This is a genomic window from Nocardia sp. NBC_01388 (assembly GCF_045040085.1).
Classification (GTDB): Bacteria; Actinomycetota; Actinomycetes; order Mycobacteriales; family Mycobacteriaceae; genus Nocardia.
This window is the reverse complement of sequence record NZ_CP109553.1, coordinates 3552226-3570742: the sequence shown is the minus strand read 5'-3', so window position 1 is coordinate 3570742 and position 18517 is coordinate 3552226. Positions and strand designations below refer to the sequence as shown.

Genomic DNA, 18517 nt, shown 5'->3' with positions numbered 1-18517 from the left:
TCGAATCGGAGGGAGCGAGTGTGATCTCGTACGACGTGCAGGACGGCATCGGATACGTTCGGCTGGACCGCCCACAGGCCCGCAACGCCTTGAACAAGGAGATGGGGGAGGCTCTGCTGGAGGTGGCGACAGTCATTGCCGGTGACGAGAGTCTGCGCGGGGTGCTGATCACCGGCAATGGGCCCACGTTCAGCGTCGGCGGCGATATCGGCGCGTTCGCCGAGGGTGCGGCGAACCTGCCGGACACGCTCGCCCGGATGGCGCTGCTCATGCACGACGCCATCCGAATCCTCGCCCGCGTCGAGGTGCCGATCGTCACCGCGGTACACGGCGCGTGTGCCGGTGGTGCGCTCGCCCTGCTGTACCCGGCCGATATCGCCCTCGCCGCCGCGGGTACGAAATTCGCCACCGGATTCGGCCGGATCGGCATTACCGCCGACTCTGGAAACACCTGGTACCTACCGAAATTCATCGGAATCCGGCGCGCCACCGAAATGCTGTTCGAAGATCGCGTCGTCGATGCCGAGACCGCCGCCGACTGGGGGCTGATCAATCGGGTCGTGCCCGCCGACCGGCTCGCCGACGAGGCGGAAGCGGTGGTGCGCAGGCTCGCCGCCGGTGCGACCCGCGGCTACGGCGAAATGCGCCGCCTGCTGCACAACTCCTGGACCACCAATCTCGATCAGGCACTCTCGGAGGAGACGGCCGCGCTGCGCCGCATTGCCCGGACCGCCGACGCCCCGGCCGCCATCAACAGCTTCCTCGCCAAAGCGCAGCCGACCTTCACCGGAAAGTGAGCACAATCGTGTCCGCATTCGTCGTCGATTCCGACGAGCACAAACTACTGCGCGAGAGCGCGGGCAAGATCGCGGCCAAATACGGCCAGGAGTACTTTCTGGAGCGATCTCGCGCACAGGGCAAGGTCGACGAGCTCTGGGCTGATCTCGGTCAGGCCGGACTGCTGGGCATGCATCTGCCCGAAGAATACGGTGGCGGCGGCGCGGGGATGTCCGAGCTGCTGATCGTCATCGAAGAGCTTGCCGCGCACGGTATTCCACTGCTGCTGACGGTCATCTCGCCCGCGATCTGCGGTTCGATTCTCGCCGCGCACGGTTCGGCGGAGATGAAATCCCAGTGGCTTCCGGGCATTGCCGACGGCACGAAGAAGATGGCCTTCGGACTCACCGAGCCGGATGCCGGCTCCAACAGCCACAATGTCAGCACCACCGCCCGGCGCGACGGTGCAGGCTGGCTGATTTCCGGTGGCAAGTACTTCATCTCGGCCATCGACGAGGCGGACGCGGTGCTGATCGTCGCGCGCGATCAGGAATTCGTCGGCGATTCCCGCTCACCGCTGTCGATGTTCGTGGTGCCTGCCGATTCTCCCGGCCTGACCCTGCAGCCGCTGCCGACCGCGGTGGTCTCGCCGGACGGGCAGTTCACCGTCTTCCTGGACGAGGTCCGGGTGGGACCCGAGGCTTTGATCGGCAAGGCGGGCAACGGTTTACGCCAGGTCTTCGCCGGGCTGAACCCGGAACGTATTCTCGCGGCGGGCATCAGCAATGGCATCGGCCGCTTCGCCATCACCAAGGCCGTCGCCTACGCTCGCGACCGCAAGGTGTGGAATACGCCCATCGGTGCGCACCAGGGCATTTCGCATCCGCTGGCCGAGGCGCACATCGCCGTGGAGCTCGCCCGGCTGGCGACCTATCGCGCGGCCGAACTGTTCGATGCCGGACAACCCGCCGCCGAAGCCGCCAATATCGCCAAGCTCGCCGCCGCGGACGCCTCGCTGCGGGCGCTCGATCAATCGATCCAGACCCACGGCGGCAATGGCCTGTCCAAGGAGTACGGCCTGGCCGAACTCTGGTTCTCCGCGCGCCTGCTCAAAACCGCGCCGGTCAGCCGGGAGATGGTCCTCAATTTTGTCGCGCAGACCAGCCTGAAACTGCCCGCGTCCTACTGATTCAGCAAGGGAGACAAGAACAATGCCCGGAGTAACCGATCGTGTCATCGTCGTCACGGGAGCCGGGGGCGGACTCGGCCGCGAGTACGCCCTGCTACTGGCGCGGGAGGGCGCGCTGGTCGTGGTGAACGACCTGGGCGGCGCCCGCGACGGCTCGGGCGCCGGTCATTCGATGGCCGATACCGTCGTCGAGGAGATTCGCGCCGCGGGTGGGACCGCCGTCGCGAACTACGACAGCATCGCGACCGAGGAGGGGGCGGCCGCGCTGATCAAGACGGCGGTCGACGCCTTCGGGACCGTGCACGGGGTGGTCAACAACGCGGGCATCCTGCGGGATGGCTCGTTCGCCAAGATGACCACCGAGAACTGGGAATCGGTGCAGCGCGTACACCTTTGGGGCGCGTACTTCGTCACGCGGGCCGCATGGCCGTACTTCCGTGAGCAGAACCACGGCCGCGTCGTGATGGCCACCTCGACCAGCGGTCTGTTCGGCAACTTCGGTCAGGCCAACTACGGGGCCGCCAAGCTCGGTCTGGTCGGACTGATCAATACGCTCGCGATCGAGGGCGCCAGAAACAATATTCTCGCGAATGCCGTTGCGCCGCTGGCGGCCACGCGCATGACCGAGGATATCGCGCCCAAGGAGATGCTGGACAAGCTGCCGCCCGCATACGTCGCCGGAGTCGTCGGATATCTGATGAGCGATGAATGCTCGGACACCGCAACGGTTGTCGTTGCCGGCGGCGGGCGCGTGCAGCGGGTCGCGCAGTTCCAGAACAAGGGCGCGGTGTTCACCGCGCCGCCGAGCATCGACGAGGTCGCCGCGCAGTGGGGCGAGATCACCGATATGTCGGGCGCGGAGCTCGGCATCAACCCGCTCGGCTGAGCCGGAGGACTTCACATGACCGAAAACAATTGGGATGCACTGGTTGTCGGCGCGGGCGCGGGTGGACTCTTCGCCGCGGCACGGCTGACGCACCTGGGCTACAAGACGCTGGTCGTCGAGCGACTGGACAAGGTCGGCGGCCGTGCCTCCACGGATGAGATCGATGGCTTCAAGGTCAATAACGGCGCCATCGTGATCGAACTCGACGGAATTACCGAGGAGACCTTCGACGAGGTCGGCGCGAAATTCGATATCCGCCGCCCCGAACCGCCGATTCTCTACCGCATCGGCGGCAAGGATGTCGACGTCACCGGCGGCGGCTGGGGCTTCCTGCTGTCCAAACTGACCCGTCAGGGCGCGAAACTGGTCAAGGGCCTAGGCGCCGCGCGCAATGACAGCGGCCTGCCCGAGGCCGAATTGTCTACGGCCGCATGGGTTGCCAAGTACACCAGGAACGAAGCCGTGCACGGCATCTTCCGCAATATGTGCGGCTCGGTATTCGCGGTCGGCTCCGAGGAACTGCCCGCCCGGGTGTTCCTCACCTACTTCACCCGCAAGAGCGCATTCAAGAAATTCGGCTTCAGTCCCGACGGCACCATCGGCGTCTGGAAATCGCTGGCCGAGGTCATCGAAAGCAATGGCGGCGCGATCTGGCTCGGCAGTGAGGTCAAGTCGCTGACACTCACCGGCGGCGTGATCTCCGGCGCCGTTGTCGAGCGGGCAGGCGAAACCGTCGAGATCTCCAGCCGTTTCACGGTCAGCGATATCGGCCCCTTCGCCACCCTCGATCTTGTCGGCCGGGCCAACCTTCCGGCCGAGTACGTCGAAACCGTGGAGACGGGCAACAACCCCTGCGGCATGATCTCGGTGAACTTCGCCGCCCAGCGCAAACTGGTGCAGTCCCCGGGATTGCTCAGCTTCGCCCAGACCCGAAGGCTGTGCTACGTAGCGAATTTCAGCGAGCTGTGCCCGGAGATGTCCCCCGAGGGCTGGTACCTCTACCAGGGCACCGCGGTCCCGAAACCCGCCGTCGGCGACTTCGACGAGGCCTCGGAAACCGAACTGCTACTGCAGGATCTGCGCGATGAGATCGAAGGCTTCGACGAGGCCCGCATCCTCTCGATCAATGTCACCCGCGACGGCTGGCCGCCCCAGCGCGCGGTCGCCGGTTTCGACCTCCCCCACGACACCCCGATCGCCAATCTCTGGAATGTCGGTGACGCGGTCAAGGAATACGCCAATGGCGGCACCACCGCCTGCGCCGAGACGGCGAAGATCGTCGTGGACAAGATCCGCGACGCTCACCCGGTGACAGTGAGCTGATCTGAAAGAGCCCCTGGCCCAACCGGACCAGGGGCTCTTTGCTGAGCGCGCGAAGCCTTGCTCAGTGCGGCAGGCCGCCGCGGCTGATGAGTTGATTGACGATCACATTGCGCTGGATCTCGTTGGTGCCCTCGCCGACGATCATCAGGGGTGCGTCGCGGAAGTAGCGTTCCACGTCGTATTCGGTGGAGTAGCCGTAGCCGCCGTGGATGCGGACCGCGTCGAGGGCGATCTCCATGGCCACCTCGGAGGCGAACAGTTTGGCCATGCCCGCTTCCATATCGCAGCGGGCGCCGGATTCGAAGCGATCGGCGGCGTGCAGTACCAATTGCCTTGCGGCCGTAAGCTTTGTCGCCATATCGGCGAGGTAGTTGCCGATCGACTGGTGCTTCCAGATCGGCTTGCCGAAGGACTGGCGATCCTGTGCGTACCGCAGGGCGTCGTCGAAGGCCGCCTGCGCGACACCCAGTGCGCGGGAGGCGACTTGGATGCGGCCCGTTTCGAGGCCCTTCATCATTTGGGCGAAACCCTGGCCCTCCACACTGCCGAGCACCGAATCCAGGGGTGTGTGGTAGCCGTCGAAGGACAGCTCGCAGCTCTCGACACCCTTGTAGCCGAGCTTCGGCAGGTCCCGCGAGACGGTGAGACCCGGGCCGTGTTCGATGAGCAGGATGCTGACACCCTGATGGCGCGGCTGTGCCTTCGGGTCCGTCTTGCACAGCAGCGCAATCAGTTTCGAATGCCGGGCATTGCTGATCCAGGTCTTGGCGCCGGAGATGACGTAGTCCTCGCCCTCCCGGCGCGCCACCGTTGTCATGGCCTGCAGATCGGACCCGCCGCCGGGTTCGGTGAGCGCCATGGTCGCGCGGACCTCGCCGGTCGCCATCGCGGGCAGATAGCGCTGCTTCTGCTCCTCGGTCCCGAAGGCCAGCAGCAGCTTCGCCACCACGGTGTGACCGCCCATCGCGCCGGCCAGGCTCATCCAGCCGCGTGCCAGCTCCTCGGTCACCCCGACATAGCAGGGCATCGAAACCGGTGCTCCGCCATAGGATTCCGGCACCGCCAGCCCGTAGATTCCCAGCTGTTTCATCTGCTCGATGAGTGCCTCGGGGTAGGTGTTGTTCTTCTCGAGATCGTGGACAACCGGCCGGACCTCCCGGTCGACGAATTCGCGGACGGTCTTGACGACGATCTGTTCGTCATCGGAAAGGCTTGACACCGTTGTCCCTCCAGCACCTGGACTATTTACTTTAATATAGATTAAAATATGTACCATGCAAAGCAGCGAGTGGCAGGCGATCCGCTGTCTGGTGTCGGTTCCCGCCTCCCGGCCCGCCCTGATCGCAAAGGCGAGGGCGGCGAATGCCGATGCGGTGCTGATCGACCTGGAGGACGCGGTCGCGCCGGGGGATAAGGACACCGCCCGCCACGCTGTCGCCGATATCGCCGGTGCGAGGCCGACAATCGTGCGAGTCAATGCGGTCGGTACGCCGTGGTGTCATCAGGATGTTCTGGCCTGCGCTGTGCCCGGCGGACCGGACGCGATCATGCTGCCGAAAGTGGAGTATCCCGGTGACCTGGAATTCCTCGATCGCCTGCTCTCCGGCGCCGAGGCGCTATCCGGTCGAACGACTCCGCTGGCGGTACTGGTGCTGATCGAAAGCGCGACCGGACTGGCCAATGTGCGGGAGATCGCCGCGACCTCGGATCGGACCGGTGCACTGGTGCTCGGATACGCCGACCTCGGTGCCTCCCTCGGCCGCGCGACCGCACAGCGGGCACACCGATGGCTCTATGCCCAGGATGCGGTGTTGACTGCCGCCCGCTCCGCAGACCTGGCCGCCCTCGACGGGCCCTACCTCGGCGTCGCTGATGACGATGAGCTCCGCGAATCCGCGGAACATGCGGCGGCTCTCGGCTTCGACGGTAAATGGGTCATTCACCCGCGCCAGATCGAGACCGTCACAGCTGTTTTCACGCCGAGCGCAGGGGAGGTCGCGCAGGCGCGCGCCACCGTCGATGCCCTCGCCGCGGCGCGGACGACCAACCGTGGGGCCATAGCGCTCGACGGGCGAATGATCGACGAAGCGCTGGCGGTTTCGGCGCGACGCCTGCTCGCCCGCGCCGGCGAACGGCTCGGCTCGGCGTGAAAGCCGCCGGAGCTACGCGGGTCTGCTCAATACATCATGCGGGGGTCGAGGTAGTGCTTGAACTCCAGGAGATTATTGGACGGATCCCGCAGAACGAAGCTGACGTGTTCTTCGGCGGTTCCGGCGAAGCGGGTGAATGTCGGTGCGTAGAAATCCTTGGTCGGAGCCTCGAACATCAAGTGGTTCACATCGATCGCGGATTCGGCGATCTCCTCGATCAGCCCGTAGCGCAGTTCGCCGTCGGGGCGGCAGATACCGCTGCGGCCGCTCTCGCGGGCTTCGGCGATCACGAAGTGCGCGCCCGCGTCCAGATCCTGCTGGATGTAGTCGATCCAGCGGGCGGGCGACAAGGTCTCCGAGCGGACCGGATCCTTGAAACCGACCTCGGAGAGCACCGTGAACTCGTCGGCGAATTGCCGGATGTAGCCGGCCTTCTCCGCATTGGACAGCGGGATGGTGCCATTGGAGATCTCGACCACGGTGGCGCCCGCGTCACTACAGAGCTTGTACCATTCGTCGACCCGATCGCTGATCAGGAACTTCTCGAAAAGGGTTCCACCGAAATAGAATTCGACACCGTAGTCGCGGGCGGCGCGGGTTTTGCCGAGAATGCCGGAGGTGGCCAGGCAGGTGCCCCAGCCGAACTTCACGTAGTCGATCAAATCGCCGTAGCTCGCCATGATGTCGCGGAAGACGCTGTTCGGGAGTCCGGGGTCGATCACCATCGTCAGGCCGCGCTCGCGCGGCTTGGCATCCCGGCCGGGCAGGTTCAGGGTGTGGGCGAACATACGACCTCCTCGGAGGAATCGCGGGCGGGCGCCGGGGTGCGGAATCGCCGGGGGATCAGCACGGACAGGTCGGTGCGGAGCATGGGTCGTCCGGTGAGCCAGAGACTTCCGGGGCTGCGGCGCAGAATTTCGGTCCCGATCAGCGATAGCGCCACGACCCCGAAAAACAGCAGGACGGTCTCCCAGAAATGCCCGATCGTCGATCCCCAGGCGACGAAGGCAGGAGCCAGAATCTCGATCATGAGGGGATGGATCAGGAAGATGCCGAACGAGCGATCCGCGCCGTAGCGGACCATGCGGGCCAGCAGATCGTTGTCCTGCCGCTGTGCGGCCCAGTGCGTTCCGATCAGGTAGAGCCCGACGATGACCCCGAAGAACCAGATGATCCGCTCCGGCATGAACTCACCGGAGGCCATCCACGGCGCCATACCGCCGTGCACCAGGCGCAGGTAATCCCATTCGGCGGCAACGGCCGTCGCGATCACGGCGATCGCGAGCACCCGGGCATGTCTGCGCAGGAAAGCCTGCACCGCATCGATATGCCACGCGGCGATGGCGCCGAGCACGGTGAAGAACTGGTACGGAACGAATGTGGCGTACAGATGTATCCAGAGCTGCCCCGCGAGACCGGTGGTGAACGGCGGATACGCCAGGGACCACAGGCACAGCAATTGCAGTGCGGCACTGACCAGCAGCACCCAGCGGTGCCGTCCTTCGGTGCGCCGCAAGAGCTTCAGCAGCAGCGGGAACAGCAGGTACACCTGCATGGTGACCAGCAGGAAGTAGAGGTGGTAGTACGCGGTGCCGAAGGCCAGGTCCAGTCCGAGTCGGCTGAGCAGCCAGCCCACGCTGCCGTAGTTCTGGCCCAGATAGATGGAATAGGCCCAATACACCACCGACCAGGCCACATACGGAATGCCGACCAGTGCGAACCGCCGCGGCCAGAAGTTCCTGGCGCGGAAGGAATCGTTCGTGAACTGGTAGATCAGCACGAATCCGGTCAGCGCGAAGAAGGCGTAGCGGGTGAAGTGCAGCAGCGCCATGGCGCCGTTAGCCGAGACGCTGCCCGAATCGTTCACCCCGCCGACGACGTGCACCGCGATGACACAGGCGAAGGTGAGAATGCGGAAGAGGTCGATCTGATGCAGATAGGGACGCTTCTGCCGGCGGACTGTCGTCTGGGGCGGACGAATTGCCGCGTCGGTACTCATGTTCCGACCACACCGTGAGCCTGGCCGCGCAGGACATGGCGCCGCACCTTGCCCGTCGCCGCGCGCGGGAAGTCGTCGACGAATCGAATCTCGGTCGGACGCTTGAAACTGGTGAGCTGACGTGCGCACAGGTTGTGCAGCTGCTGCGCCAATGCCATTCCGCCATCCCGCTGGGGCAGCGTCGAAACGACGAAAGCGACTGGTACAGAACCGAGGACGGGATCGCTGCGGCCGACCACCACCACATCGCGCACGCCCGGATCGGCGAGCAGCACCTCTTCGATCTCCCGCGGGTACAGCAGTTCGCCGCCCCGATTGATCACATCGTCACTGCGACCGGTCAGGTACACGAATCCGGCGGCGTCGACGCGCCCGAGATCACCGGTATCCAGCCAGCCCTGCGCATCGAAGCGTTCGCGGGCGCGACCACCGCGATAGCCGCTGATCACCCCGGCGCCTCGAATATGCACGTGCCCTATCTGTTCCGGTGGCAGCACCGCGCCGTCCTGGTCCCGGATCTCCAGCTGAACACCCACGGGGCGGCCGCACGAACCGAGCGGGGTCGGACCGTCCAGCGGTGTGGCGGTGATCTGGCTGGCCGCCTCGGTCATGCCGTAGCTCTCGACGATCGGCACGCCGCTGGCCGCACTGATTCGCTTGCGCACCAGGCTGGGCAGCGGTGCGGACGCGGAACGGATGAAACGCAGTTCGGGACAGGCGTTTTCGTGGCCGGTGAGATCGCCGCTGAGCACCGACAGGATCGCGGGCACCGCATTGAGCCAGGTGATCCGCTTGGCGGCGAGCAGTTCCCAGAACCCGGAGGCATGGAACCGCTGATCCAGTACCAGGCAGCCGCCCGCGGTCAGCGTCGCCAGCAGCGCGACCACTTCGCCGTTGATATGGAACAGCGGCAGGCAGTTGTAGCCGCGGTCGTGATCGGTGAGCCGATGATGCCGGACCACCGCGCCTGCGACATGCAGCAATTGCTGTTCGGTCAGCGGGACGGCTTTGGGTTCTCCTGTCGAACCGGAGGTCGACAGCAGGACCGAGCCGCGGCGCGCCAGCGATATCGGGCCGGAACGCACCGGTTCGGCGGTCGGGGAGATGAACAGGGCATCGCAGACCACGGCCAGCTCAGGCCGGGCGCCGACCACCACGACGGGGCGAACGCCGAGCAGCACCCGCAGCAGTTCGCCGATCGGCGCGCGCGGGTCGACCGGGAGGGCGCAGCGCCCGGATGCGATCACCGCTAGGAAGACCACGGCGAAGGTCAGCGGGTCGGGTACATCGACCACCACGACCGCACCCGGTCCCGCGCCCACCGCGTCGAGGCGCCGGGACCACTCGGATACCGCGGAGTGCAATTGCCTGTAGGTGACGGTCCGGCCACTGCGCGCATCCTCGAATATCGGTTTCGAGGCATGCAGATCGGCGCGCGTGGCGATCATCGTCACGAGTGTCTCTGCGTGCGAAGGGTCCTCGGCTGGATCCTGGCACTTGGTCACCGCATCCATTCCTCACATGGTCGTCGCCGAACCTGTGATACCCGTTTCCCGGTTCTGTGAACCTGCTGTGCGCGGCCCGGCGAACCTGCCGTCAACTCGGGCTAGGCGGTCGGCCTGCGCACGGCGGGCACCTGGGTGGGGCCGTGCACAAGACCATCGGCCCGCAGGTCCGATGCGAGTTGGCCGGCTATCCAGCGATGCCCTGCGGGAGTCGGATGTAACTGGTCGGGCAGCCGCGGAAAGCGCCAGCTCGATACCAGCGGATCGAAGACGTACACGCCCGGATCGGCCGATCGCGCGGCGGAGACGATGGCGGAGTCGGTGTCCCACACGATCTTCGAGGGATGGTCGCCGGTGGGGAAGACGGTGAGCACGGCGATTGCCGAGGTGGGTGACTCGGTGCGAATCTCCCGGATCAGCTGCACCACACCGGCGCGTACGCGCGCATCGGGCTGGCCGACGTCATTGTGACCGGACTGGATGATCACCAGCGCGGGCTTCAGATGTGGCAGATCCAGTTTCGTCAGCAACCGGTTGAGCGGGCCGAGTGCGTGCGCACCGCCGACGAGGTAGCCGGCGCCGGAATCGGCGCTGACCACCGCGCGCCAGCCGATCGAGGACGCGAGCACCTGGGGCCAGGCCTGGGTGGGTGAGGCGGCTCCGGTTCCGGCGGAGAACGAGGCGCCGACCACCGCGAGCACCGGCAGGTTCGCTGCCGCAGCGTTCACCGCGTGCGAGCCCCCGTGCGCGAGGGCGGCCACCGCGGGCCGCGAGCGCGCATCCTCGTGGTAGGCCACGACCGAGGACGACACAGCGGAAACCGACAAAACAGCGAAACCGGCAGCAAGCCAGCTCAACACGGTGCGACGCACGCCGACAGTCTGCGTGACGGCGCTCAGTGGGGTCAAGGAATACCCAGAAGCTGACACATTATTCGGATAGGCCCGGATTCGGTTCGAGATCGGTCAGCAGCGGGTGAGTTTCAGCAGTGCCACGCCGTGCGCGGGGATATCCCGGCCCGCTACCCGGTCGGTGGTGGTACCGCCGGCGTGCGCCCAGAGGTCGCGCACCTGATAGCACTGCCGGGACCGCAGGCCCAGTGCGGTAAGGCTGGTTTCGATGGTGGTGGGGAGGCTGCCACGATTGATCAGGGCCACCGCGAGCGCGCCGTCCGCCAGCGGTTTGGTCAGCACCCGATCGTCGCCCGGCAGTGGCGTAGCCTGCGCGACGAGCGCGTCCTGATCGATGGCGACGACCTCGGAATTGGTCAGCAGCGCCCGCGTCTGCTCGGTCATGGCGCGGACATCATTGCCCGCGAGCAAAGGCGCGGCGAGCATGGCCCACAGCGAGAAATGGGAGCGCTGCTCATCGGATGTGAGGCCCTCCTGCAGATCACCCAGCCGGGCAATCGCATCCGGTGTGAGCGGCACTCCCGAGGCGAGCTGTCGCGTCTGGTCCGGAGTCAGCTTGTCCGGGAGCGCGAAATCGGGCGTATTGCTGAGCTGGACGCCGAAGAACCGGGCGATCGGGACGCCGACCACCAGCATGTCCGGATCGTTCCAGTAACCCGGCCGACTGCGCGCGGCCAGCGGTGCGGCGGCCTGCAATTGATCGAGGATGCCGAGATACGAACTGGTCGAGTAGCCGTACGTCTGCACCGTGAAGAAAGTGTTCTGCCACAGCGGAATCAGATCGCCGTTATTGCGGGTCATATCGGCGACGGTCGACCAGTCATAGCCGGCATCCGCCGCCGGATCCGCCGAACTGTGCGGATTGATGCTGTAGATGATGTGCCGCCCACTGGCCCGCAGAGCATCCCGCATGGCGGTGAAGGCACGCACCTGATCGCCCAGATCCGCATCGTTCCGGCACCAGTCGTACTTCAGATAGTCGACGCCCCATGCGGCGAACGTGCGAGCATCAGCGATCTCATGGCCCAGCGAGGCATTCCGCGTGGTTTGCCCGCAGACCTGGTTGTACGGACTGGAATACAGCCCGAGGTACATACCCCGGTCATGCGCATACTGCGCCAGCGCGGCAATACCCCCGGGAAACCGCCCCGGATCGGCCCGCAGGTTCCCCTGACTATCCCGGGTCGGCGCCGCCCACCCCGCATCGAGATTCACGTACCGGTATCCCGCATCCCGCATTCCGGAGGCCACCATGGCATCGATCGTCGCCCGAATATTCTTGTCGGACAAAGCGATTCCGGAATTCCAGGAATTCCAACCCATCGGCGGCACCGCCCGGGCGGCAACCGCGGGCGCAGCCCGGACAGGTGTCGGAATAACCCCCGCATCCGCACCGAGGGCAGCCGCGAGACAGGCGGCGGCAACCACTGCGATAGCCGGCTCCCGGATACGCACGCTCGATTTTCCCTTCGGTCGTGCGGCCCCGGGCTCACCGGACGCCGTAGCGTACCGCCAACGCTGCCGGCGGCTCGATGCCGTGCGGAATCGAACTCGCCGTCGTGTGCGGTACCGGGTGGGTTGCCGGGCGATGCCGTAGGTTTGCTCGTTGACGGTTCAAACCCTGCTGTTCGGGCGTGAGGAGGCGCGTTGGCGCGGGTCGACGGGGACCTGGGTGCGGCGGGAACTGTGGTGTGCGGCGGGGGCACGGGGGAGGCCGACTTTGCGCTTTCCGCTACGCAATTGCGGTGGTGGGTCGCGCAGCAGCTGTATCCGGATGTGCCCAATACCGTGGCTATGTATCTGGAGTTGCGGGGGCCGCTCGAGGTGGGGTTGCTGGGGGAGTGTGCTGGACGGGCGGCTCGGGAGTTGCAGTCGCCGCTGGTGCGGTTTCGGATTGTTGCGGGGTATCCGCGGCAGTATGTGGACTTCGGTGCGTTCGGGGCGGTGGGGTTCGAGGATGTGAGTGGGTGTGCCGATCCGATCGCGGTGGCGCGGGAGGCGATGGATCGGGATTACGGGGCGCCACTGGATTTGCTGACCGATCGGTTGACGGTCGCCACTCTGTTCCATGTCGGGTCGGACGTGAATCTGCTGTATCTGCGTAGCCATCACATTGTGCTCGACGGTATGGGTGCGGCGGGGGTGCTGCGCCGGACGGCCGAATTGTATGCGGCTGCAACGGGTTCGCCGCTCGGGTCGAATGGCTTGTCGCGACGGCCGATGACAATCGGTGAGCTGCTGGAGGAGGAGCGGGCCTATGCCGATTCCGCGCGGGCGCACTCCGATGGTGAGTACTGGGTGGAGCAGTTGGCGGGCATCGGGGAGCCGGCGCGATTGGCGGGTGTGCAACCCGCCGGGTTGCGACCGCATCGGGTGGGAGCGGCGCTGCCGACGCAGACCGCGGACCGGCTGACCGTGGTGCGGCAGCGGTCCGGGCATCTGTTCCCGGAGTTGACCATTGCGGCGTTCGGTTGCTATCTGGCCGCGATGGCGGGTGCGGACGAGGTGCTGCTGTCCCTGCCGGTGGCGGCGCGGCCGAGCGCCGCGCTGCGGCGGTCGGGTGGATCGGTGTCGAACGTGGTTCCCCTGCGGCTGAGCGGATTCGGTGCGGCCACGGCGGGGGAGATGGTCGCACAGGTGCGGGCGCGGGTGGTGGGGGCGCTTCGGCATCAGCGGTACCGGTATGAGGATATGCAGCGGGGGCTCGGCGAAAATCACACTGTGCGAGGTGGTTTCGGGCCCGTGCTGAATATGCTCAGGTTCGTCGAAACTCCGCGGATAGGGCCGCTCACCGCGGAGATGCGACTGCTGGCGCTGGGGCCGGTGGAGGATCTGCTGGTCAACGGCTATCAGATCGGGCCCGACGACCGGTCGATCGTCATCGATATGCAGGCGAACTCGCGGATGTACTCGGTGGAGGCGCTGGCCCGGCATCATCAGCAATTCCTGGCGTACCTGGATGACTTCCTCGCCGACCTGGATCAGCCCGTGCGGACCCTGACCTCGTACCGTGCGCTGCCGGTCGCCCCAGCGGCGCGCACCGACCGGTTGCTGCCGGATCTGTTGTGCGGGAAGGTGATCGGCGGGCACGGGAGCGATCGGGTCGCGGTACGGGACGGTGCGCGTACCTGGACATACCGTGAGCTGGACGAGCTGTCGTCACAGTGGGCGCGTGAACTGATCGAGTCGGGCGCGGGACCGGGCGATTTCGTACTGCTGGCAGTGCCGCGATCGGCCGAATCGGTGCTGGCCGTGTGGGCCGTGGCGAAGACCGGAGCCGCATTCGTCCCAGTCGATCCTGCCGATCCCGCACATCGATTGGCCACCGTCGCAGCGGATTCCGGCGCGCGGTGGGGTATGACCGTGAGCGCCGCCCGTGCCGGTCTCCCTGCGGGACCCGGCTGGATTGTGCTGGACGATCCGGACACTCTCGCGCGGGTCGGCCGGCATTCCGGCGCACCGATCCAGGATTCTGGGCGGACACGGCCCCTGTTCCCCGAGTATCCGGCCTACCTCATCTATACCTCGGGCACGACCGGCACACCGAAGGGTGTGGCGGTCACTCACCGCGGACTCGGTCCGCTCACCGACCACATTGTCGAACACTATGGCGTGAACGAGGATTCACGGATCCTGCACGCGCACGCGCCCTCGTTCGACGCGCATCTGCTGGAGTTGCTGGCCGCATTCGCGGGCGGGGCCCGGTTGGTTGTCGAACCGCCATCGGTGGTGGCCGGACCCGAATTGGCCGCCCTGTTGCAAGAGGCCGCCATCACCCACTTCCTCACCACCCCGGCAGTACTGGCGACGCTCACCCCCGACCAGGTGCCGGGATTGCGGGTCGCGGTGGTGGGCGGCGAAGCCTGTCCTGCCGAGCTGGTACGACGCTGGGCGCCGAACCTACGGCTGTTCAACGGTTACGGTCCTACCGAAACCACTGTCATGGCAACCCAATCCGCGGCATTGACCGCCGGTGGACCGGTGCCGATCGGCGCACCGCTGCCCGGGGTGCGCGCGCTGGTCCTGGATGACCGGCTGCGATCCGCCGCACGCTGCGGAACCGGTGAGCTGTATCTGGGTGGTCCCGGGGTGGCGGAAGGCTACCGGGGTCGCCCGGGCGGCACGGCCCAGCGTTTTGTCGCCGATCCGTTCGGCAAGGGCGAAAGGATCTATCGCACCGGTGATCTCGTCCGCTCGGCGGTGGACGGCAGTCTGGAGTTCCTCGCCCGGGCCGACGACCAGTTGAGTGTGCGCGGGCGGCGCGCCGAGCCCGCCGAGGTGGAAGCCGCGCTGACGGCGCTGCCCGAGATCTCACACGCTGTCGTCACCGCATACGAGGCTACGGGCGGAACCCGGTTGATCGGTTATATTGTTGCTGCGCAAGGGATTCAGCTGGATCACTCCGCTCTGACCCGCCGGCTGCGCGAACTCTTGCCCGCCGCTCTGGTTCCCGCGCAGTTGGTCGAGCTCGATCGGTTGCCGGTCACCGCGCACGGCAAAATCGATCGCGCCGCACTACCCGCCCCGACGCCCGTTCAGCGCCCCTACCGCGCCCCCGAGTCCGAGCTGGAATGCCTGGTCGCCGAACACTTCACGGCGATCACCGGCACCCCGCGCGCCGGCCTCGACGACGACTTCTTCGAATCAGGCGGCAATTCACTGCTCGGCGTGGCACTTTCGGCCCAACTCGCCGCCGCCACCGGCCTGCCGGTCACGGTCCGCTGGCTCTACACCGCACCCACGGTGCGAGAACTCGCCGATCGCCTGGCCGCTCACGATGGCAGCTCCGCGACCGACGATGCCCTGGGCATAGTACTCACCCTGCACCGCAACGGCTTTCGTCCCCCGCTGTTCTGCGTGCACTCGGCCGTCCCGCTGGCCTGGTGCTACGCCGGTCTGGCCCGCCACCTCATGGACCGTCCGGTGTACGGGCTGCAGGCTTTGACCCTGGAGGGTGAGCCGCGCTCGGACGTCACCATCGACGATCTCGCCGACGGCTATGCGGCCGAGATCCTTCGAGTGCAACCGCACGGCCCCTACCATCTGCTGGGCTGGTCGCTGGGCGGGCAGATCGCACACGCCATCGCCGTCCGCCTGCGTGAGCGCGCGGCCACCGTCGCGACGCTGGTCATGCTCGACAGCATCGTCTTCCCCGAGGACATGCCACCGCCACCGGTCCCGCGCATGCGCGATCTGCTGACCCATCTGCTCGGCGGCGAACCCGAGGACGGTGATGCGCTACCCGACCTCACCGCCGATCAGGCAGCCGCCGAATTGGCTGCCGCGGCAGCGTCTTTCGGTACCGGCCTCACGGCCGAGCAGCTGACCCGCCTGCATCACGGCTACGTCGACGGCGTGCGCCTGTCTCACGGCTATCGCCCCGGCGTCTTCGACGGTGACCTGCTGTACTTCTCGGCCACTCGTGGCATGACCGAATCGTTCGGGGTGGAGATGTGGCGTCCGTACATCTCCGGCGCGCTCGTCGAGCATCCTGTCGCCGCCACCCACGCCCAGCTCACCAACCCCGATGCCGTCGCGGTCATCGGCCCACTGCTCGCCGCACACCTCGCACGCGGGGACGCCGGATGAGCGCCGCGGTGACCTGGTGCAATGTGTACGGACATCCGCAGCGCTGGGATCAGCAGGGCCCGGCGGCCGCGACCCTGGTGCGGTGGGTGAGCGATCATCTGCTGAACCCCCATGCGGGACTGGGCCGTCCGGGCCCGGTGTGCCCCTTCATGCGGCATACGACCACGCGGCAGCTGCTCTGGGCCGGTGTGGCAGCCGGCACGGACTTGTCGCCGGAGGGCATGGGGGAGGTGATGGACGACGCGTTCGCGGTGTACGCGCGACTGCGGCAGGAAAACCCCGTGGACTCCAGGGGTTTGACGCTTGTCACCCTCTTCCCGGAACTGACCCGCTACGAGCTGATCGATGCCGTGCACCGCGCCCGTAAAACGCAGGCGGTCTCGGCAGGTCTGATGCTCGGCCAGTTCTATCCGGGCTGCACCGTGCCGGGGCTGTGGAACAGCGACTTCCATCCCCTCGACGCCCCCGTGCCGATGCTGGTGCTCCGTCCGATGATGAGCACCGACTTCCCGTTCCTGGTCGCCCGGACCGAGTGGCTGTACGCATACTTCACGCGATTCGCACCGGACCTGCCCGGCAAGCTGCGCTGGTCGATTGCCGAACGAATGCGGGTAGACGGTCCGGACGCGGGGCGGATCACCTCGCTGCGCATGCATTCCGCGGACGAACACGCGCGGTGATCACGGAAAACCGGCTTCTTACGGGGGATACTCCAATAATGCGCCGGCTACCGCTTTGCCTTGCCACCCTGACCGCCGTAGTAGCTGGTCTGCTGCCAGTGGCAGCGGCCGCCCCGGCCGGGGCGGCCGCTGCGATTGTCGATGTCCGGCCGCTGGGTGGCAGGCAGTTCGAGGTCGACGTCTATTCGCCCGCCATGGACAGGACCATCCCGGTGTGGATTTCGCACCCCGACGGTCCCGCACCCGCGCTGTATCTGCTCAATGCCGTCGATGGTGGCGAGTCCGGCGGGCCCTGGACCAATCGCACCGATGCCGCGCAGTTCTTCGCGGACAAGCAGGTCAATGTGATTCAGCCGATCGGCGGTCGCGCCTCCTTCTATACCGACTGGGCCGCGGATGATCCGGTGCTCGGCCGGAACAAGTGGTCGACCTTCCTGATCGACGAGCTGCCCGCGGCGCTGTCCGACCGTTTCGCCCTGACCGGCCGCAATGCCATTGCCGGAACATCGATGTCGGCGACCTCGGCCCTGGATCTGGCGATCGAGGCGCCCGGCCGGTACCAGGCGGTCGGCGCGTTCAGCGGTTGCCCGGGCACCAGCGATCCGATGTCCGCCGCGGTCGTGCGCTCCGAACTGCAACTGTTCGGCGCGAATGCGGACAATATGTGGGGCGGACCCGGCAATCCGGCCTGGGCGGCACACGACGCGGTGCTCAATGCCGACCGGCTGCGCGGTGTGGCGCTCTACCTTTCGGCCGGCAACGGCCTCCCCGGCGTGCACGACACCCTCGCCGATCCGTCGATCGGCGGCGATATCGGCCGGTTGACCGACCGCCTCGCGGTGGGCGGCAGCATGGAATCGGTGGTGCACGGCTGCGCGGCCGCCCTGGCGGGCCGCCTCGCCGCACTCGGCATCCCGGCCACTGCGGTCTTCCGCAACGGCACCCACGCCTGGCCCTATTGGCAGGACGATCTGCACGACTCCTGGCCGGTCTTCGCCGCCGCCCTCGGCGTCTAGCCACCGTCCCTCAGCGGTCGATACTGCGGCCGCGAGGTCGTAGGCTGAAGGTCGAAGCAGCAAGATCATTGGTGGCGCTGGGGTGGGCGGCTGTGCGGCAGGCGGACTCCCGGAGATGAGCAGGAGGAAGCATGGCATTCGGATCAGTTTTGGGACAGGCCGCACGCGGCATGAACGGTGTGATCGTCAAGTTGATCGACGCACCTGTGATCGGCCCGCTGCTGGGTCGCGGTTTTGTGGTCATCACCTATGTCGGGCGGCGCTCGGGTAAGACCTTCAGCACGCCGGTGAACTACTGGCGCTCGGGTGACACGCTCACCATCGGTGTCGCCATGGCGGATTCGAAGTCGTGGTGGCGCAATTTCCTCGGCGAGGGTGGCCCGATCTCCTTGCACCTCAACGGTTCCGACCGCACCGGGCTCGCGATCGCCAAGCGCGACGACAAGGGCCGGGTCACGGTGAAGGTGACACTGAACCCCGCGAGCTGAATCC

General features: G+C 66.7%; 15 protein-coding genes. 9 read left to right on the top strand and 6 right to left on the bottom strand.

The window, feature by feature from the left end:
- Positions 1-20 precede the first annotated feature (20 nt).
- The 4 genes from OG716_RS17625 to OG716_RS17610 are packed head-to-tail and all read left to right on the top strand — an operon-like array spanning position 21 to position 4175.
- Positions 21-797 (top strand): enoyl-CoA hydratase/isomerase family protein, encoded by a 777-nt coding sequence (locus tag OG716_RS17625; protein ID WP_405138649.1) that lies wholly within the window; start codon positions 21-23, stop codon positions 795-797.
- Positions 798-805: 8 nt separating this feature from the next.
- Entirely contained in the window at positions 806-1966 is a 1161-nt protein-coding gene (locus OG716_RS17620) for an acyl-CoA dehydrogenase family protein (RefSeq protein WP_405138648.1), read from the top strand.
- Between the two features lie 22 nt (positions 1967-1988).
- Positions 1989-2852 (top strand): SDR family oxidoreductase, encoded by an 864-nt coding sequence (locus OG716_RS17615; protein WP_405138647.1) that lies wholly within the window; start codon positions 1989-1991, stop codon positions 2850-2852.
- Between the two features lie 15 nt (positions 2853-2867).
- Positions 2868-4175: a phytoene desaturase family protein gene (locus tag OG716_RS17610; RefSeq protein ID WP_405138646.1), complete on the top strand. Its 1308-nt coding sequence runs from the start codon at positions 2868-2870 to the stop codon at positions 4173-4175.
- A 61-nt stretch (positions 4176-4236) separates the two neighbouring features.
- On the opposite strand, the gene OG716_RS17605 is transcribed toward OG716_RS17610, so the two are convergent.
- Positions 4237-5394 (bottom strand): acyl-CoA dehydrogenase family protein, encoded by a 1158-nt coding sequence (locus tag OG716_RS17605; RefSeq protein ID WP_405138645.1) that lies wholly within the window; start codon positions 5392-5394, stop codon positions 4237-4239.
- Between the two features lie 55 nt (positions 5395-5449).
- Between OG716_RS17605 and OG716_RS17600 the strand changes: the two genes are divergently transcribed.
- The gene (locus OG716_RS17600; RefSeq protein WP_405138644.1) at positions 5450-6325 is read left to right on the top strand and encodes an HpcH/HpaI aldolase/citrate lyase family protein; all 876 of its coding nucleotides are present in this window, start codon (positions 5450-5452) and stop codon (positions 6323-6325) included.
- Positions 6326-6351: 26 nt separating this feature from the next.
- Here the strand turns inward: OG716_RS17600 and OG716_RS17595 are convergent, their stop codons facing one another.
- The 5 genes from OG716_RS17595 to OG716_RS17575 all read right to left on the bottom strand — a co-directional run bounded on the left by OG716_RS17595 (position 6352) and on the right by OG716_RS17575 (position 12195).
- Positions 6352-7113, bottom strand: a complete 762-nt coding sequence (locus OG716_RS17595; protein WP_405138643.1) for a phosphosulfolactate synthase — start codon at positions 7111-7113, stop codon at positions 6352-6354.
- Positions 7095-8324, bottom strand: a complete 1230-nt coding sequence (locus tag OG716_RS17590; protein WP_405138642.1) for an acyltransferase — start codon at positions 8322-8324, stop codon at positions 7095-7097. The genes OG716_RS17595 and OG716_RS17590 overlap by 19 nt, the downstream gene beginning before the upstream one ends.
- The gene (locus tag OG716_RS17585; protein WP_405138641.1) at positions 8321-9772 is read right to left on the bottom strand and encodes a class I adenylate-forming enzyme family protein; all 1452 of its coding nucleotides are present in this window, start codon (positions 9770-9772) and stop codon (positions 8321-8323) included. The genes OG716_RS17590 and OG716_RS17585 overlap by 4 nt, the downstream gene beginning before the upstream one ends.
- A gap of 158 nt (positions 9773-9930) precedes the next feature.
- Positions 9931-10701: an SGNH/GDSL hydrolase family protein gene (locus OG716_RS17580; protein WP_405138640.1), complete on the bottom strand. Its 771-nt coding sequence runs from the start codon at positions 10699-10701 to the stop codon at positions 9931-9933.
- Between the two features lie 93 nt (positions 10702-10794).
- The gene (locus OG716_RS17575) at positions 10795-12195 is read right to left on the bottom strand and encodes a glycoside hydrolase family 27 protein (protein ID WP_405138639.1); all 1401 of its coding nucleotides are present in this window, start codon (positions 12193-12195) and stop codon (positions 10795-10797) included.
- Positions 12196-12387: 192 nt separating this feature from the next.
- Between OG716_RS17575 and OG716_RS17570 the strand changes: the two genes are divergently transcribed.
- The 4 genes from OG716_RS17570 (at position 12388) to OG716_RS17555 (ending at position 18513) form a co-directional block, all read left to right on the top strand.
- A complete protein-coding gene (locus OG716_RS17570) occupies positions 12388-16329 on the top strand; it encodes an amino acid adenylation domain-containing protein (RefSeq protein WP_405138638.1) in 3942 nt (1313 codons plus the stop codon).
- Positions 16326-17009 (top strand): DUF6875 domain-containing protein, encoded by a 684-nt coding sequence (locus OG716_RS17565; protein ID WP_405138637.1) that lies wholly within the window; start codon positions 16326-16328, stop codon positions 17007-17009. Before OG716_RS17570 ends, OG716_RS17565 begins: the two co-directional genes overlap by 4 nt.
- Positions 17010-17047: 38 nt before the next feature.
- Positions 17048-18025 (top strand): alpha/beta hydrolase, encoded by a 978-nt coding sequence (locus OG716_RS17560; protein ID WP_405138636.1) that lies wholly within the window; start codon positions 17048-17050, stop codon positions 18023-18025.
- A gap of 131 nt (positions 18026-18156) precedes the next feature.
- Positions 18157-18513, top strand: coding sequence for a hypothetical protein (locus OG716_RS17555; RefSeq protein WP_355120547.1), 357 nt, complete (start codon positions 18157-18159; stop codon positions 18511-18513).
- The last annotated feature ends 4 nt before the right edge of the window (positions 18514-18517 follow it).

Coding starts and splice junctions, on each gene's coding strand:
- OG716_RS17600 (WP_405138644.1), top strand. CDS start 5,450: ATGCAAAGCAGCGAGTGGCAGGCGATCCGCTGTCTGGTGTCGGTTCCC.
- OG716_RS17555 (WP_355120547.1), top strand. CDS start 18,157: ATGGCATTCGGATCAGTTTTGGGACAGGCCGCACGCGGCATGAACGGT.
- OG716_RS17590 (WP_405138642.1), bottom strand. CDS start 8,324: ATGAGTACCGACGCGGCAATTCGTCCGCCCCAGACGACAGTCCGCCGG.
- OG716_RS17615 (WP_405138647.1), top strand. CDS start 1,989: ATGCCCGGAGTAACCGATCGTGTCATCGTCGTCACGGGAGCCGGGGGC.
- OG716_RS17595 (WP_405138643.1), bottom strand. CDS start 7,113: ATGTTCGCCCACACCCTGAACCTGCCCGGCCGGGATGCCAAGCCGCGC.
- OG716_RS17565 (WP_405138637.1), top strand. CDS start 16,326: ATGAGCGCCGCGGTGACCTGGTGCAATGTGTACGGACATCCGCAGCGC.
- OG716_RS17560 (WP_405138636.1), top strand. CDS start 17,048: ATGCGCCGGCTACCGCTTTGCCTTGCCACCCTGACCGCCGTAGTAGCT.
- OG716_RS17585 (WP_405138641.1), bottom strand. CDS start 9,772: ATGATCGCCACGCGCGCCGATCTGCATGCCTCGAAACCGATATTCGAG.
- OG716_RS17610 (WP_405138646.1), top strand. CDS start 2,868: ATGACCGAAAACAATTGGGATGCACTGGTTGTCGGCGCGGGCGCGGGT.